Raw genomic sequence first — 16,291 nt, forward strand, 5'->3', positions numbered from 1 at the left:
GCCAGATCAGGGGACGAAAGGACTCTGCGGGATCCGAGGCTTGGTGATGGGGCCCAGTTGGCACGAAAGACGATGCCAGAACAGCGTCGTCTTCATTAGCTTTCCCAGGGAGCTCGCGCCCGAGTTCGGACTTCCGGAGATGAGCTAGTGCACTGATCCCACCGGAGTTGTTATAGCGCTTGGCATCTTCATCCAGCGACTCCTCGTGAAGCCGAGCCGCAATCCCCGGCTTTTTGTTTTCAACCAGGTATTCACTGAAACGTGTAGGAGCAGATCCATAGGTCTGAATGGTAGCGGGATTCGGCCCGGTCGGCGCTGCCTTGTACTCTTTGATGGGAGCCGCTGTGTAATCTCTGATGAGCGCGGCGTCGGCAGGGTCGGGATTATTCAGGACAGCGGCGCGGTCCAGCACTGGCGCTCCGCCCGCCCACGTCTTGAGATGACCCACTGCTCTAGCCACGTCCGAGGAGCCACTCTTGCTCTCGTACTCCTTGAGATCCGGATCCAGCGACTCCTCGTGAAGCCGAGCAGCAAATCCCGGCCTGTTATTATCAAAGAGCCAACGACCAAAGCCGAGAAGAGAATTTACATGGCGCTTGACCGTGCTCTCCAATGCTGACCTCAGCCCTTCGACAATGGTCGCATCGTTGGAATAGAGAGGACCCTTGTCGCGACCGGAGACCCCTATTGGAGGATCTGGCTGCACCGCCGGCGGCACAGAACGAGCATGGTCACGCAACTCGGACGGTGCGGGGGGATTCAGATCAACCACTGACGAATCCGGCGCATNACCGCCGCCGGCACAGAACGAGCATGGTCACGCAACTCGGACGGTGCGGGGGGATTCAGATCAACCACTGACGAATCCGGCGCATCATGATGGCGCGCCGTTGAGTGACCCGGCTGCAGCACCGAGGCACCCAGCATCGACCCACTGTCTCCGGCGTAGGGCGCCGCGGCGTGTTCTTGTCCGCTCCCTTGCACCATGAGTTGCGCCTCCCATGGCGATGTATCCACTTGAGGGCCGGGATCATGCACTGGTTCGTCCATTTGCTTTTGCAACCGAGCCCACCTTTCGGCCACCGCGGCCTCGCCAACCGCGGAGGGCGTCTCCTCAGCCCTGGCGAACGCTGGCCCGGCAGGCGCCGCCGGCACAGAACGAGCATGGTCACGCAANCCGCGGCCTCGCCAACCGCGGAGGGCGTCTCCTCAGCCCTGGCGAACGCTGGCCCGGCAGGCGCCGCCGGCACAGAACGAGCATGGTCACGCAACTCGAACGGTGCGGGGGGATTCAGATCAACCACTGACGAATCGCGCGCCGTTGAGTGACCCGGCTGCAGCACCGAGGCACCCAGCATCGACCCACTGCCTCCGGCGTAGGGCGCCGCGGCGTGTTCTTGTCCGCTCCCTTGCGTCATGAGTTGCGCCTCCCATGGCGATCGTAGAAGGTCCGCGTGCGGAATCGAGTCGAAATATCCCGACAAATCAGCGTCGACCTTCTGCTTTTGCAACCGAGCCCACCTTTCGGCCACCGCGGCCTCGCCAACCGCGGAGGACGTCTCCTCAGCCCTGGCGAACGCTGGCCCGGCAGGCGCCGGCGGCACAGAACGAGCAGGGTCACGCAACTCGGACGGTGAGGGGGGATTCAGATCAACCACTGACGAATCCGGCGCATGATGATGGCGCGCCGTTGAGTGATCCGGCTGCAGCACCGAGGCCCCCAGCATCGACCCACTGCCTCCGGCGTAGGGCGCCGCGGCGTGTTCTTGTCCGCTCCCTTGCACCATGAGTTGCGCCTCCCATGGCGNGCTGCGCTGCGCAGCGGCGTCCCCAATGGCACGAGCCTCCATGCCGACTGCGTCTTCCGGACGAGCAGCAAGGGCAATTTCGCGCCCGAGTGCGGCGTACGGCGGGAACTTCCGGAGATGAGCTAGTGCACTGATCCACCGGTTACCACTGGAGTCCAAATAACGCCTGGCATCTTCATCCAGCGACCCCTCGTAAAGCCGAGCCGCAATCCCCGGCCTGTTGTTTTCATGCAGGTATTGACTGAAACGTCTAAGAGTAGCCGCATAGTCCTGAGTGGTTTTGGGATTCGGCCCGGTCGCAGGCGCTCCCTTGTACTCTTTGATGAGAGCCGCTTTGTACTCTTTGATGAGCACGGCGTCGGCAGGGTCGGGATTCAGGNGCTCCCTTGTACTCTTTGATGAGAGCCGCTTTGTACTCTTTGATGAGCACGGCGTCGGCAGGGTCGGGATTCAGGGCAGCGCGGCCCACCATTGGCGCTCCGCCCGCCGACTCTTTGAGACGACCCAGTGCTCTAGCCACGTTCGAGGAGCCACTCTCGCGCTGGTACTCCTTGAGATCCTGATCCAGCAACGGATCGTCAAGCCGAGTAGCAAATCCCGGCTTGTTATTATCAAAGAGCCAACGACCAAAGCCGAGAAGAGAATTTACATGGTCCGTGACCGTGCGCTCCCCGACCTTACCGGCATAGAGTGCTGACCGCAGCCCTTCGACAACGGTCGCATCGTTGGAATAAAGAGGACGCTTGTCGCGACCGGAGACCACTACTGGAGGATCTGGCTGCACCGCCGCCGGCATAGAACGAGCATGGTCACGCAACTCGAACGGTGCGGGGGGATTCAGATCAACCACTGACGAATCCGGCGCATGATGATGGCGTGTTTCCCCGGGAACAACGTCCCGTACGAACACCGAGTCTGGGTTGCCTTGGTCCGGCGCGACTGGAGCCAGGGCTCTGTCGTGCAACGCTCGCGCTGACTGGCCGAGCCGCTTGATCCGCTGGTGAAACGTCCCAACGGGGCTTTCCTTAACCGCGTCTCGCGCCTGTCGGTCCATGAGTTCAAAGTTCGTGAGATAATTTGCCGTTCCAGATGTATCGTCACCCATGAGTCGGGTTTGTAGTGCCTGCCGATTGACGACGAGGTTGTTGAGGTTCAGGTCTGGCAGGTCTGGCTGCCATCTTTGCAATCGCCCAACCAGCGCCCGCGTGCCGTCCACCACGTAGACTCCGCAATCCCACTCGTTGCTCTGCTGGGCGATGCGGGGTAAGTCCACGCGGGTCTCCAGGCTGGCGCCCAGCCTTTCTGCGAGGTGTTTTGCAAGCTTGTCATGCCATCCGCTGACGGAGTCATAATGATAGGCAACCGGCCGTTCCCGGTCGCTGCGATCAACGAACAGCAGCGACCAATGTTTGCCGCGCTCCGCAAGAGTCTTACCGCCATCGCTCACTGGCACGAACAGGAAGTCGGCTGTGTCGTTACCGTTCTGATTATGGACGATGCGCTGGAATGCGCTTAGCTTGTCGCTCTCGGAGCCCAAGCGCAGATGATAATTGGCTACGAGGGGATCCACGAACCGCGTCCGGGCGGCGAGTTCTGGATTGTTCCCCTGCAACTCCTGCTCCAGGAGCTGGTAATCCCTGTGGATATGTTCGTCGCCTAGCAATTGCAATGCGCCGAGCACCCGCCCGCTGGGGTCGCCGAAAACACCAAAAAACCCTTCGACCGCGGGGGACATCCCCTCAGGAAAGAGCTCTGGCGAGGCGGAATTCCCCGCCCGCAAGCTGGGAGGAGCGAATTCCGGTGGCCTCAGTGGCACCTCCTCGCTTGGTAGCAGGTTGCTCCTGTCCTGTGCAGCGATCCGCTCGTCCGGCGCGCGCTGGTCGCCGTCGCGCCAGATCAGGGGACGAAAGGACTCTGCGGGATCCGAGGCTTGGTGATGGTGCCCAGTTGGTACGAAAGACGATGGCAGAACAGCGGCGTCTTCATTAGCTTCCCCAGGGAGCTTCTCTGGCCGACCCAATGCCTTCTGCGGCCCGCTGTGCTGCGCAGCGGCGTCCCCAATGGCACGAGCCTCCATGCCGACTGCGTCTTCCGGACGAGCAGCAAGGGCAATTTCNCAATGCACCCACTTGATGGGTGGGGGCCTGCATCAGCACGCGAGCGCCTGAATTGCCGATCTCGCTCAGCTGCTTAGCTTTCCCAGGGGGCTTCTCTGGCCGACCCAATGCCTTCTGCGGCCCGCTGTGCTGCGCAGCGGCGTCCCCAATGGCACGAGCCTCCATGCCGAGTGCGTCTTCCGGACGAGCAGCAAGGGCAATTTCGCGCCCGAGTGCGGCGGACGGCAGGAACTTCCGGAGTTGAGCTAGTGCAATGATCCTCCGGTCACCACTGGAGGCCTTATAGCGCTTGGCATCTTCATCCAGCGACTCCTCGTGAAGCCGAGCCGCAATCCCCGGCTTGTTGTTTTCAACCAGGTATTCACTGAAACGTCTAAGAGTAGCTCCATAGTCGTGAATGGTTTGGCGATTCGGCCCGGTCGCAGGCGCTCCCTTGTACTCTTTGATGAGAGCCGCTTTGTACTCTTTGATGAGNGGTTTGGCGATTCGGCCCGGTCGCAGGCGCTCCCTTGTACTCTTTGATGAGAGCCGCTTTGTACTCTTTGATGAGCACGGCGTCGGCAGGGTCGGGATTCAGGACAGCGCGGCCCACCATTGGCACTCCGCCCGCCGACTCTCTGAGACGACGCAGTGCCACAGCCACAGTCGAGGAGCCACCACTGCTCTCGTACTCCTTGAGATCTTCATCCAGCGACTCCTCGTGAAGCCGAGCAGCAAATCCCGGCTTGTTATTTTTAAAGAGCCAACGACCAAAGCCGTAAAGAGAATTTACATGGCGCTTGACCGTTTCCTCCTTGGCCTTACCCGCGTAGAGTGACCTCAGCCCTTCGACAACGGTCGCATCGTTGGAATAAAGAGGACGCTTGCAGCCGCGACCGTCGGAGACCACTACTGGAGGATCTGGCTGCACCGCCGCCGGCACGGGGGAACGAGCATGGTCACGCAACTCGAACGGTGCGGAAGGATTCAGATCACCCACTGACGAATCCGGCGCATGATGATGGCGCGCCGTTGAGTGACCCGGCTGCAGCACCGAGGCACCTAGCATCGACCCACTGCCTCCGGCGTACGGCGCCGCGGCGTGTTCTTGTCCGCTCCCTTGCATCATGGGCTGCGCTTCCCATGGGGCCGCGCCTTCGATGAGGCTCAGGTCTCCGTGAGACGGATGAGGATGGAACGGGTCTGGCAGAGCCGGAACGCCGGGGGCGGGAATTTGGGCAGCGGCTTGGCGCGCCTCGCCCGAGCGCTGCTCAAAGCCCTCTTGCCCGGCCTGTGCCGCTTGCTCTTGAGATGCCGGGGGCTGCACCTGCCGCCAACCTGTTACATTGGATAGGTCAAATTTGTGCCGGTTCACGTTAGCCTCACGTCCACAGATCAGCTGAGCAACCTACTCGGGCATACTTACGAGAAGCTGACGAGGTCCGCGGTCCCGGAGCGGGTAGGCCTAATTTTCTGCGCGCCGATTGCGCTGGCGCGACGTAGCCCGGCCTTTTGCCAGCTCGGCAGCTACGGCTCGCAAAGAGCGTCGTAAGGCTTGCGGAGCCGCCCCTCAGCTCCCGTCGAGGAGCAATCCACAATTCACATATTTGGAGATGGCTCGCTGGTTTACCGGTCTGCGAGCCCTGCAAGCCCATGCTTCAGATGCCGCCCGTGCAGAGGTATTTCATTTCGAGGTAGTCCTCGAGGCAATGGCGGGAACCCTCCCGCCCGATGCCGGACTGCTTCACTCGGCCGAAAGGCGCGGCTTCCGACGACATGCGTCCCGTGTTCATACCACTATGCCATATTCCAAGGCCTCGGCGACACGCCAAACACGCTTCCGTTTGAGGCACAAATGTGGGGGAAGGCCGTAGATCGTGTCGTTGGCCTCATGCACGACTTATCCGCATCGTCGAAGCAATCACAGGCGCCAGCCGCCCGAATGTCTCTTTCTTGCGCGATGGTCATCTCGCTGGAGACAGGACCGATAGTTCGACGTGCCATTCGCGCGATGCGTTTGCCCCCCGCATCGAATTCTGCGGCCTTTTGCGACGGCATGGGATTCGATTTTGGCCAGAGCCTGCCTGTCGATCAGCGCACCGATCGCCACTCCGGAGCAAAGCCCTCGCCAACGATAAGTGGCGGACTTTCTCCACGAACTCTCGACAAACACCTTCGTGAACGCCTGACTGGACGGGGGTAGCCATGCCGAACAGGTCGCATAACCACGCCATCGTTCGGCGACTGCAGCCGCGAAGCGTCTCGAACACATCGGCTCGATGCGGTTGCGTCCAGAATGCATCAGCGAGCGGCGGGAGTCTTCGCTATATTCGCCCCCGACATCCCGAAGTCCACCAGCTTGCCTGCCAAAAAGGGGTGTTGCATGAATAAACCCGCTTTCGTCGCCGTCAGCCGCGTGCCCAGGAAGGACGACAGTCTCCATAGCAAGAATGCGAGATGATCATCGTATTCAGCGGCAGCGTGCCGGCGAAATTGGGTGTTCGGCAAGCCAAATAGCGCGATGCAGAAGGACGGTGAGGATTTCGCGTCCGCCACTGCGATGCATAGAGCCACCCTTCGCAACCGACCAGCGCAACAAAGCTCGTTATGCGGCGCGTAGGTTCGTAGACGCTTATCCAGTATCGAGATAACAAGGCCGCTGCGCAGGAACGAACTCTGAGAGCGCACCCTGCGAGAGGTTGCGCTTGCTGACGCGGCTGTGGAAGAAGCAGGGGCTCGCGCCGAAGCGCATGATCACCGACTAGCTTCGCTCGTATGGAGCGGCAAAGCGACAGATGATGCCGGACGTCGAGCACCGGTCGCACAAGGGGTTGAACAACAGAGCGGAGAATTCCCATGTGCCGCCGCGAAAACGGGAGCGGATGATGCAGGGGTCCGATCGCCGGGAGGCCTGCAACGCTTCGTCTCGACCTTGTCAGCCCTCCGCAACCTCTTCGTCCCCCGCCCCAAACGTTCTGCTCTCGCCATACATGTTCATCGCTTGCAAGCCATCGCCGAATGGAAGGCCGTGACTGGAACGCCCGCAACGATGGATTGCTAACGGCGAACTCATGCTGGTCGGCAAGGCGATACTGGCTGGAGCATCAACTCGGCCGACGAGAGTGGCCACACCATCCTAGACAGGATCGGCCGATATGCCCGGCATCGCCGCTCTGCAAAAAGCACAGCGGGCATCCAGACGTTGCCGGGTTGACTATGGGTGTCCGAACCGCGAAAAGAGGCCGCTCTTTATGAGTGGCGTGCGCTGGCAGTCTAACCCCAAGCCCCCCGCCCGGGCTGCCGGCGCGCTTCTAGGAACATCGAGGTAGATGACAGACTCCGAACTACATTTCCAAAGCTATCGGTGGATTCACATTTCAAGCCCAATCGATTTCCTACAGCCAGGCGCGAACGTTCGATTGGAACGTTCAGAATTCACATCAAGGTGCACCGCTGTTGCGTCCCGAACAGGTGCGGCTGCTCGATGACGACTACGAGATTGTTCTCATCAAAGGTCTGCCACCATTAAAATTGAGGAAGGTGCGTTATTTCTCGGATCGCATTCTGAAACGCATCTTTGAANATCAAAGGTCTGCCACCATTAAAATTGAGGAAGGTGCGTTATTTCTCGGATCGCATTCTGAAACGCATCTTTGAAAGCCAGACAGGCGCCCTCCCGGAGCCGGCGCCCTTGACGGGAGCAGAGGGGGCGCTCTCCGCAGAATCTCAACTCGATGACCCGCTGTGTGAATTGGCGCAGGACTTTGACGATACAGTTTGATGTGAGGCTAGTATGAACCCGCGAAATAGTAATCCATCCCGTGTAACAGCTTTGTCGCAGGTGCAGGACGCCGGCTTGGAAGACGGGCAAGCGNCCGGCGAGTGGGCTTTGAGCAGCACGTGTCCGAGGCGCTCCGGCCGCTGTTCGATGGTCGAGCTGACGAGCCGCCTACCGGTCCAGAGGAGCTTCTGCGACTGGAAAAGGGGTTTCGCGAGGTGCTTCAGCGAGGGCAGGATCATCAAGCCGCCTCGTCTTTTTTCAGCGATCCAAGAATGCCCGCTGGACGGGATGACCCCAAGGGAAGCGTGTCGGACGCTTTCGCAGCAGCCGGCTCTAGGCACGCCGTAGTTGAGGCCGCCGCCCCGCCAGTGTTAGCTGCCAGCCAACAGCAGATCCGGCCCTCGCCAGTTGCGTTTGACCGGCCGGTATCATCCTCGGCTGCTGCAGGCGTGCGCTTGTATGCCCCTTCGATGATCTCTCGGAAGACCAGTTCCGAAAACTGCGATCAGTTGCCCGCCTTGTGCTGCCGCCTCGCCGTCGAGGTCGAAACGCCCGCGAATCAATGGAAGGTCAGCGGGCCATGGGGGCAGAGTGCAACGGTGTCTACACCGCCTGTTTGAGGGGAGAGGTACACTTGGCTTTCCTGTTCCAGCAGCATCCGGCCGCACACCGACGCGATGGGGAGCTAGAATTCAACTCGGACCTTCGCAAGGCACGCACCGCGGCTCAAACGCCGTTCGTTTGGGAAAAATGGCTCAGTACCGACAAAGCTTCTGTAATGGCCCTAGTGGCCTCGGTTGCGCTCTTGGTCGCGATACAGTGGCAAGACCCCCAGATCAACGAGGCGGTCCTAAGCGAACTGCGGACGATTCAGATCAACTACGCATTGCTCCAGCGAGACGTCGCCCGCGCCGACATGGTATTGGACTTCCGTTCCGTTGCTTCTACCGGGCAAGCATTAAAAAGGAACCTTCAAAACTACCAACGCCTTGTTGAGATTTCGCCCAATGAGAGCTCCGGGGTGCACTCCAGGTTGGTTGCACAGCTCAAAAAGTCCCTCGAAAACACAGAAGCTGCCATCTCGAACTCGGCCGCGCAAAATGAGCTTCTGCAAAGCTCTCTCGTACGCTTTGCTCGCTCGGCTAATCGCCTTTGGGGGGGAGTGTCGAACAGGCCTGAATTTTCCAATCTGATCCTTCAATTTTCGGCCAGACCGGGATTCAGCCTCGCATTACAAATCGATCAGTCTCTCCGCCGACTTCCTCCTAGCCAGGACCAAGTCACGGAGGATGTTGCCCGCGAGGGCCGCGCTATCCTGTCCTCAATGTTGAGGTTGGACCGCGCTGTCAATCGGATCCCATCCTTCGACACGTTCGCCAAGGCTGCCGAATTGGAGCGAGAACATCTGAAAGCCTACAGCTTCGCCAGCGCGCAAGCGCAGCGTACACGGCTTTTCTTTGGCTTGGTGTCCATATGCCTCTGCTTGTTTGCGACCATTCGAGCCTCCACGCTGCATGTGCGGACGAACCGGTTGGAAAGGCGGTTAGAGCTTGAAGCGGCGATGAGTGAGATCGAAGCTTGTTTCATCGACAGTCAAGCAACGAAGGCTTCGCGGCGCTTCTCCACCGAAGCGGCGCTTAGACTCATTCAATGCGTTTTCGATGCGGATCAATGCGCGCTTGCTCTGGTGGATCCGAGTATCAGCAGGAATACCGAGTACTTTGTCGCGAACAAGCGCATGCGCGTCTGGAACGCCACGCTAATCCATGAAGTCGTCTCACTTGTACACCCGGAACAGCCAGTGTTTCGCGTCGTTCCGGCGTCGGAAGTGGTTCGGACTGCCGTAGGCACTACCGGTGTTTGTCAAATTGTTGGTTGCCGGGCCTCCGATCAGCAGGCTGCGGTTTGTATCCTTGTTTTTGAAGGAGATCGCTCACCACCCTCCACAGACGACCTCCTGGTTCTGGCGAGCGCTACTGTGCGTTTAGGCAACCATCTTGAAATGCAACGTGTACACACGGAACGTAACCTTTTTGAGAGTCGATGGGAGCATGCGGAAAGGCTGACGGCTGTCGGCACAATCGCAAGCGGCGTTACACATGAATTCAATAATGTTCTAGGAGCAATAGTCGGCTACGCAGAGATGGCTAAAGGTCTTGTGCGTCGCCCCTCGAGAATTCGGGGCCACATCGGCCAAATTATCTTGGCCAGCAACCGAGCCAAACTGATTATTGATCAAATTTTGTCACTAAGCCGAAATCGGAAGCGCGTGACGATGCCTTTCGACGTCTCGGAGAGTGTAATGGATCTCGCGCCATTGCTGCGGGTTACACTTCGTGCGGATGTTCAGTTGAACTTCAAGATCAACGAGTCGCAAACGGTGATCGAGGGCAGCCCGACCGAGATACAGCAGATCCTTATGAATCTATGCAAGAACGCGTCGGAGGCTCTCTTGAATGAGGGCCGTGTCGAGATTAGCGTTTCTCGCGCTCGCGTCTGTCAAACGAAGCCCGTGGCTAAGGGCACCTTGAAACCGGGAGATTACGTTCTCCTCTCCATCAGCGACGATGGCCAAGGAATCGCAAGTTCGGTGCTTCCGCATATCTTTGAGCCCTTTTTTACCACGCGCTCTCGCGTCGGCGGGACCGGACTGGGTCTTGCTGCAGTGGACCGCCATGTGAGCGCGCTCGCAGGATGCCTTGACGTCACCTCGGCTGTTGGCCGAGGTACACGCTTCGATCTCTACTTACCGGCCTGCGCTGAGGAGCAGGTCAGAGCTGATAGCGCTTTCGGCCCATGCGATGGATCACTTGGCAACGGAGAAATCATTGCAGTCGTTGACGCCGATCCAGCAGCGTTGGAGATCTACAAGGATAAGATCGCCGCGCTGGGTTATAAGCCGGTCGGCTTCGCGACCTTCGAGAGTCTTTGCGACTGGATCGAGAGCGGGAAGGCAGCCGACCTCCTAATTTTCGATAAAGCGACTTTCCTCGGGCCAGGACAGCCCGAAGCCGTACGTACCACCCTGATGACGGTGCCCATCATCGTCGTTGGTGGAAGCGACCCCATGCCGATCACATCTGGTAATCAGACCTTCGTCCTTTGGCTAGCCAAACCGGTCTCGTCCAGGACGATGGAGCATGCAATTCGTAGGATGATAATGGCATGATGCCGCCGACGCGCTCAGGATACCGAGCTACCGAGGCAGTCGGAGGCGGAGCCGGCTGGGATCCAGCAAATACAAGAGCGTCGGACGATCTCTGCGCACCCGGCTCATGGCGAGTTCCCCTCGAACACTGTCGTCGGCTCCGCCCAAGGAAGGGCTCCCCGACCACGGCAAACCTGCCGCCGTGCTCGTGACCGTCAAGGACAAGTCGCCGCGCGATGGGGTCTGCGGGCCTCCATCCTTGACAAGTCACTGCGCGCTGGCGGCGACAGGCAACGGGTAATATAAGGTCGGGACGAGGAGATGGTCGCCAATCGGTCACGCAAGATGGTTGACGAAATGACTCGAGAGCAAAGCTTGACAATCATCGCCCCATTCACGCCAGACTTCTCCTGTGCGTTCATCATCGGCTACGGCTCCTCGCTGCCCCGACAAGGCTATCGCCGCCCGGCCGGGCAAGCGATATCCAAGGTTCCGACGTGTTCCTTTCATGCTAGATTGACCTAGGCCCCGGCAGGGCGGGAGCATGAGGCTGGGTTCTCGGTCGCGGATCTGTGAGGCAAGCACGGGGTAAGCGACGGCTCGACCCACCATTGGGAAGGCCGGCTTCGGCACGGAGGTGCGGCCTCGGCGTTGAGAGGCATCGGATCGGGTGTAGCAGGACTTTCGAACTAACTGCCGACAACACACTGGATAGGCTGTTCTCGTCGTTCGGTCCAGTTCACCAACGCCTATGTCGACATTTTACGGCGCTTCACTACTAACCGGGCACCGCACGATGGCAGCTCGTTCTCTCCGGCAAAAGATACCCCCTGTGTTAGCTTCCGTGTGTCTGCTTGCCCTCACCTGCGGGATACGTAAGGCCATCTCTAAAAGCATCGAATGCGGCAGCGACAGCGCGAATCCCAAAGCGATGCTCCCGCCGTACGCGGACAAAACCGTTTTCGAAGTCCACTATTCCGTCCTTGGCCAGCATCGCCAAACGCTCATCTGAACCGCGAAGACGGATCGGATCAGATCCGTGGGCGACACAGATTGCCGGCACGTCAGCCTCGAAATCGCACATTAATNCCGCGAAGACGGATCGGATCAGATCCGTGGGCGACACAGATTGCCGGCACGTCAGCCTCGAAATCGCACATTAATCGCTCGATAATTGCGGCTCGCACGCGGTCGTCGTCTGTGAGGCGATGGCCCTTCGATGTCGCCAGTCGGCCAGCTGCGATGTGCTGGATGTAGGAATCCCGTGTAACTTCGTTTTGAACGTATCCCTGGCCGATGCGGCCGATAGCCGACGCGCCGAAACCGATCAGGGTTCTGCAGGTATCGGCCGAGTAGCCCAATGAGTTACGTCGCAGGCGACCTGTTTCCTGTGCCAGCGCGAGCTCGTCGTCCGGCAAGGCGAAATGGTCGAGCCCGATCTGTCGGTAGCCGGCGGCAATCAGCGTCACGGCGACAGCCGCATACTGTTCAGCGCGGGCAGCGCTGTCGGGAAGAAATTCCGCCTCGATGAGGCGCTGATTCTTTACTTGGGATGGGATGTGCGAGTAGCCGAACAAGGCAAGCCGGTCGGGGCGCATGGCGACCGCTGCCCTCGCCGTCTCGACGCACGACTCCACCGTTTGACGCGGCAGGCGTCCCATGGTGATAACAAACCACCTTGCCGCTGAGCTCGCCTGTGTCTTTGCGTTATGCCAGTCCGTTCCGCTTAGATGTCTTGGCTGTTCCCGCCGAGACCTCACGCGCACCGTTTTATTCCCACCATCCCTCCCCGTCAGCTCCGCCTGGGAAATTCTGCCAGCTTGCCGGATCCGACGAGATAATGCAGCGCTGGGACGGACTTTGCTCGCCAGCTAGCGACCGTGGTGATCTCTGCCAAAAGGACGAGGCCATGAACGCGATCGGCGCTAACGGTGGCGGTTTGTATAAGCCTTGGGGTGGGAACTGGGCCTTCTATGTTGGCGCCACATACAAGCTCAACGAGACAACTTCGTTCTACCTTCGGCTCTCCCGGTGACCAGCTCTCAGTAGCGTCGCGGCAAACGTTGCCTATGGGCTTCTTTTCGATTTCACAGCTACGGCGACTCCAAACTCAGCAGTCGGCAAGATGGAAGCTTCCAACGGGAACTGCCCAATGCGAACAAGAAGAGCAGTGTCGGCAGTAATCCTGCGCCTCGAACGCTCATCCTAACGCCGTGAAGCGTAGAGCTCCGAGGTTGAGCAGACCAAGCCCGCAACACGCTCTAAGAAAACGGCGCATACAAGCCATACGAGATTGCAGCCTAGCCTCGGGGCCGGACGTTGTTTCATATCAGACCGGTGGGGATGAAGCCTGCCATCCAGCACCCGGTCAGTTTCAGGTCAAACTTGAACTCCCAGTCGGGTCAGAACTCGATCAACTGGCAGTCCGACGCACTTAAAAATGACAAATGGATCGCCTGCTTTTGGGCCATCCATGGGGAATTCGGGCGCGAGAGAACAAGCTCACACAGCATAAGCGAAGCTCCAGGCGAATCTTGCGCTGGCCGAGGCAGAACCATGTTTAAAGCTGCCTGTTTTCCACCTCGAACCTGTCTGAGTCCGGCCGATCATCATAGATCGGCCAAAGCATCGGCCAGATGGCTCCCCCAATTACGGTTTGTGCATAGTTGCCAGTACGATAGGCCTGCCGAACATCGGCCATGATCATCATCGGCAGCATCGATTTGTGTCCAAGCCTGGCGACGTCGGCTGTTTTGGGCAAAAGCCTGCACTCGCGTACCGCAGCCAACCTCGCCCATCTCGTGCGCATCATGAACACCTACTACAGCAACCTGATCGAAGGCCACGATACGCGCCCGCGCGACATCGAACGGGCGCTGGTCGGAATTTCGATCGAGACGAGAACCGCCGCAATCTGCAGCTCGAGGCGGCCGCGCACGTTCGCGTGCAAGCCGAGATCGACCGCCTGGCTGCCGATGGGCAGTTGCCGGAACCGGCATCGGTAGGTTTTCTTCGATGGCTGCACGCGGAATTCTATCCCGATGCCGAAGCGCCCATGCTGACCATCAAGGGTGCCGGCCGTGAGTTCGTCATGGCGCCAGGTGAGTGGCGATCGAAGCCAGAGCATGACGTCGCCATCGGCCGGCATGAACCGCCTTCGAGCGATCGCGTCAACGATTTCATGCAATACTTTGCCATGCGTTATCGCTTCGATAAGCTGGGCAAGGCCGGACGCATCCTGACCATTCCTGCCGCGCATCACCGCTTCAACTACATTCACCCGTTTCCGGACGGCAACGGACGCGTCAGCCGATTGATGAGCCACGCCATGGCCCTCAGGCCGGGGTCGCCGCGCACGGGCTGTGGTCGATCTCACGAGGCTTGGCACGTGGCGTGAAAAGCCGAACGGATTACAAGAGCATGATGGATCATGCCGATATGCCCCGCCAGGGTGATCTCGACGGACGTGGCAACCTCTCCGAACGCGCACTCGGCGATTTTACCTTATGGTTCCTGCAGGCGTGTATCGATCAGGTGAGCTTCATGACCGGACTGTTCGATCTCGACACGTTGGCCAAGCGGCTGTATCGGCATGTGGAGCGCAGTGGTCTGAAGCCCGAAGCCGGCCGCCTCGTGGAGGAAGCGCTCACGCGCGGTGAGTTTGACCGCGGCGAGGCATCCCGTATTAGCGGACTACCCGAACGTACGGCGCGTCGAGTGTTCAATGACGTAATCGCGCTCGGACTATTGGCGTCGGAAACGCCAAAGGGCCCAGTGTCCCTACGCTTTCCGGCGGACGCTCTGGACGCGCTGTTTCCGAAGCTTTTTCCGGAAACGTAAGAGCATAGGGCGCTCACGATCTTAGGTCACTTCTCCTCGGAACCGGAAAGATTTTCACCGGATCACCCGCGGGTTCGTCATTCCGCGTTCTGAGACACGGGAAAAGCCGGCGCACTAGAGCCGAGGCCGCCGATGCAGACATATTTGGTGTCGAGGTAATCCTCGATGCCCTGATGTCCGCCTTCCTTGCCGAGGCCGGATTCCTTGACGCCGCCGAACGGCGCCTCCGGCGTGGTGATGAGGCCTTCGTTGACGCCGACCATGCCGTATTTCAGCCCTTCCATGACGCGGAAGGCGCGGCCGAGATCGCCGGTGTAGAAATAGCAGGCGAGGCCGAATTCGGTGTCGTTGGCGAGTGCTATCGCCTCCTCTTCGGTCTCGAACTTGAACACCGGTGCGACCGGGCCAAAGATCTCTTCCTTCATGAAGCGCATCTTGGGCGTCGCATTGGCGATGACCGTCGGCTGGAAGAACGAGCCGCCGAGCGCATGGCGCTTGCCGCCGGCAACGATCTTGCCGCCCTTGGATGTGGCGTCGGCGATCAGTTCTTCGACCTTCTCGACCGCCTTCTCGTCGATCAGCGGCCCCTGCTGCACGCCGTCCTCGAGGCCGGAGCCGACCTTCAGCCCATTGCTGGCGGCAGCGAGCTTCTCGACGAACTTGTCATAGACACCAGCCTGGACAAGGAAGCGGTTGGTGCAGACGCAGGTCTGGCCGGAATTGCGATACTTGGCGGTGATCGCACCAGCGACCGCACGCTCGAGGTCGGCGTCATCGAAGACAATAAACGGCGCGTTGCCACCGAGCTCCATCGACACTTTCTTGACGGTGACCGACGACTTCTGGATGAGAAGCTTGCCGACTTCGGTCGATCCGGTGAAGGTGATCTTCGACACCAGCGGATTGGCGCAGATCTCGTCGCCGATCTCGCTTGCCGAACCGGTCAGGATGTTGACGACGCCCTTGGGGAAGCCGACCTCCTCTGCGAGCGCACCCCAGGCGAGGCCCGAATATGGCGTCTGCGAGGCCGGCTTGACCACTGCGGTGCAGCCGGCGGCGAGCGCCGGGCCGAGCTTGCGGGCCAGCATCGAGGACGGGAAATTCCACGGCGTGATGGCGGCGATGACGCCGACCGGCTCCTTGGTCACCAGGATGCGGCGGTCCGCCCATGGCGAAGGCACGACATCGCCATAGGTGCGGCGACCTTCCTCGGCGAACCACAATATGTAGGCCGCGGCAGAGCCAATCTCGCCCTTCGATTCGAACAGCGACTTGCCCTGTTCGATGGTCAGCAGTTCGGCCAACACGTCCTGATTGTCCATCATCGCGTCATGCAGCTTGCGCAGCAGCTTCGAGCGCTCGAGCGCGGTCGTCTTGCGCCAGGTCTTGAAAGCTTCCGCGGCGGCTTCAATGGCGCGGCGGGTCTCGGCCCTGCCCGACTTCGGCACGGTGCCGATCTTGAGACCGGTGGCCGGATTGTTGACGTCGACCGTCAGTCCGCTGTCGGCCTGCACCCACTCGCCGTTGATGAGATTGGCCTGGCGCATGAAATGGCTGGTTTTCTGAAGCATGGTCTGGCCTCCGTTCGGATAAGACAATCAGGATCCTGTATGCTGGC

General features: G+C 59.9%; 7 protein-coding genes and 4 pseudogenes. 6 read left to right on the top strand and 5 right to left on the bottom strand.

Features of this window, described 5'->3' with window-relative positions; all coding sequences use genetic code 11:
- The 3 genes and pseudogenes from X750_RS01000000162970 to X750_RS1000000166930 form a co-directional block, all read right to left on the bottom strand.
- A pseudogene (locus X750_RS01000000162970) lies at positions 1 to 772 on the bottom strand (hypothetical protein); the annotation flags it as partial.
- Positions 773 to 2,058: 1,286 nt separating this feature from the next.
- Positions 2,059 to 3,543 (bottom strand): Ulp1 family isopeptidase, encoded by a 1,485-nt coding sequence (locus X750_RS1000000167550; RefSeq protein ID WP_348524471.1) that lies wholly within the window; start codon positions 3,541 to 3,543, stop codon positions 2,059 to 2,061.
- A gap of 2,019 nt (positions 3,544 to 5,562) precedes the next feature.
- Positions 5,563 to 5,697: an aldehyde dehydrogenase family protein gene (locus tag X750_RS1000000166930; protein ID WP_023671820.1), complete on the bottom strand. Its 135-nt coding sequence runs from the start codon at positions 5,695 to 5,697 to the stop codon at positions 5,563 to 5,565.
- An 879-nt stretch (positions 5,698 to 6,576) separates the two neighbouring features.
- Between X750_RS1000000166930 and X750_RS1000000164530 the strand changes: the two are divergent.
- The 3 genes and pseudogenes from X750_RS1000000164530 to X750_RS149370 all read left to right on the top strand — a co-directional run.
- Positions 6,577 to 6,965 (top strand): annotated as a pseudogene (locus X750_RS1000000164530) (DDE-type integrase/transposase/recombinase); the annotation flags it as partial.
- A 272-nt stretch (positions 6,966 to 7,237) separates the two neighbouring features.
- A pseudogene (locus X750_RS1000000164535) lies at positions 7,238 to 7,685 on the top strand (type IV secretory system conjugative DNA transfer family protein); the annotation flags it as partial.
- Between the two features lie 634 nt (positions 7,686 to 8,319).
- Positions 8,320 to 10,854 (top strand): two-component system VirA-like sensor kinase, encoded by a 2,535-nt coding sequence (locus X750_RS149370; RefSeq protein WP_031242918.1) that lies wholly within the window; start codon positions 8,320 to 8,322, stop codon positions 10,852 to 10,854.
- Positions 10,855 to 11,668: 814 nt separating this feature from the next.
- On the opposite strand, the pseudogene X750_RS01000000162975 reads toward X750_RS149370, so the two are convergent.
- Positions 11,669 to 12,491, bottom strand: a pseudogene (locus X750_RS01000000162975) (hypothetical protein); the annotation flags it as partial.
- Positions 12,492 to 13,532: 1,041 nt separating this feature from the next.
- On the opposite strand from X750_RS01000000162975, the gene X750_RS1000000166935 reads away from it, so the two are divergent.
- From X750_RS1000000166935 to X750_RS1000000166945, 3 genes are read left to right on the top strand one after another with little or no spacing between them, the layout of a single operon-like run.
- Entirely contained in the window at positions 13,533 to 13,838 is a 306-nt protein-coding gene (locus X750_RS1000000166935) for a hypothetical protein (protein ID WP_245271846.1), read from the top strand.
- The gene (locus X750_RS1000000166940) at positions 13,778 to 14,230 is read left to right on the top strand and encodes a Fic family protein (protein WP_245271847.1); all 453 of its coding nucleotides are present in this window, start codon (positions 13,778 to 13,780) and stop codon (positions 14,228 to 14,230) included. The genes X750_RS1000000166935 and X750_RS1000000166940 overlap by 61 nt, the downstream gene beginning before the upstream one ends.
- A gap of 23 nt (positions 14,231 to 14,253) precedes the next feature.
- A complete protein-coding gene (locus tag X750_RS1000000166945; protein WP_023737287.1) occupies positions 14,254 to 14,673 on the top strand; it encodes a hypothetical protein in 420 nt (139 codons plus the stop codon).
- Positions 14,674 to 14,750: 77 nt separating this feature from the next.
- Here X750_RS1000000166945 and X750_RS149365 read toward each other — a convergent pair whose 3' ends face one another.
- Positions 14,751 to 16,244: an NAD-dependent succinate-semialdehyde dehydrogenase gene (locus X750_RS149365; protein ID WP_023747617.1), complete on the bottom strand. Its 1,494-nt coding sequence runs from the start codon at positions 16,242 to 16,244 to the stop codon at positions 14,751 to 14,753.
- Positions 16,245 to 16,291 lie beyond the last annotated feature (47 nt).

Origin of the sequence: Mesorhizobium sp. LNJC391B00, assembly GCF_000502535.1 — a bacterium.
In the GTDB taxonomy this organism is placed as follows: domain Bacteria; phylum Pseudomonadota; class Alphaproteobacteria; order Rhizobiales; family Rhizobiaceae; genus Mesorhizobium.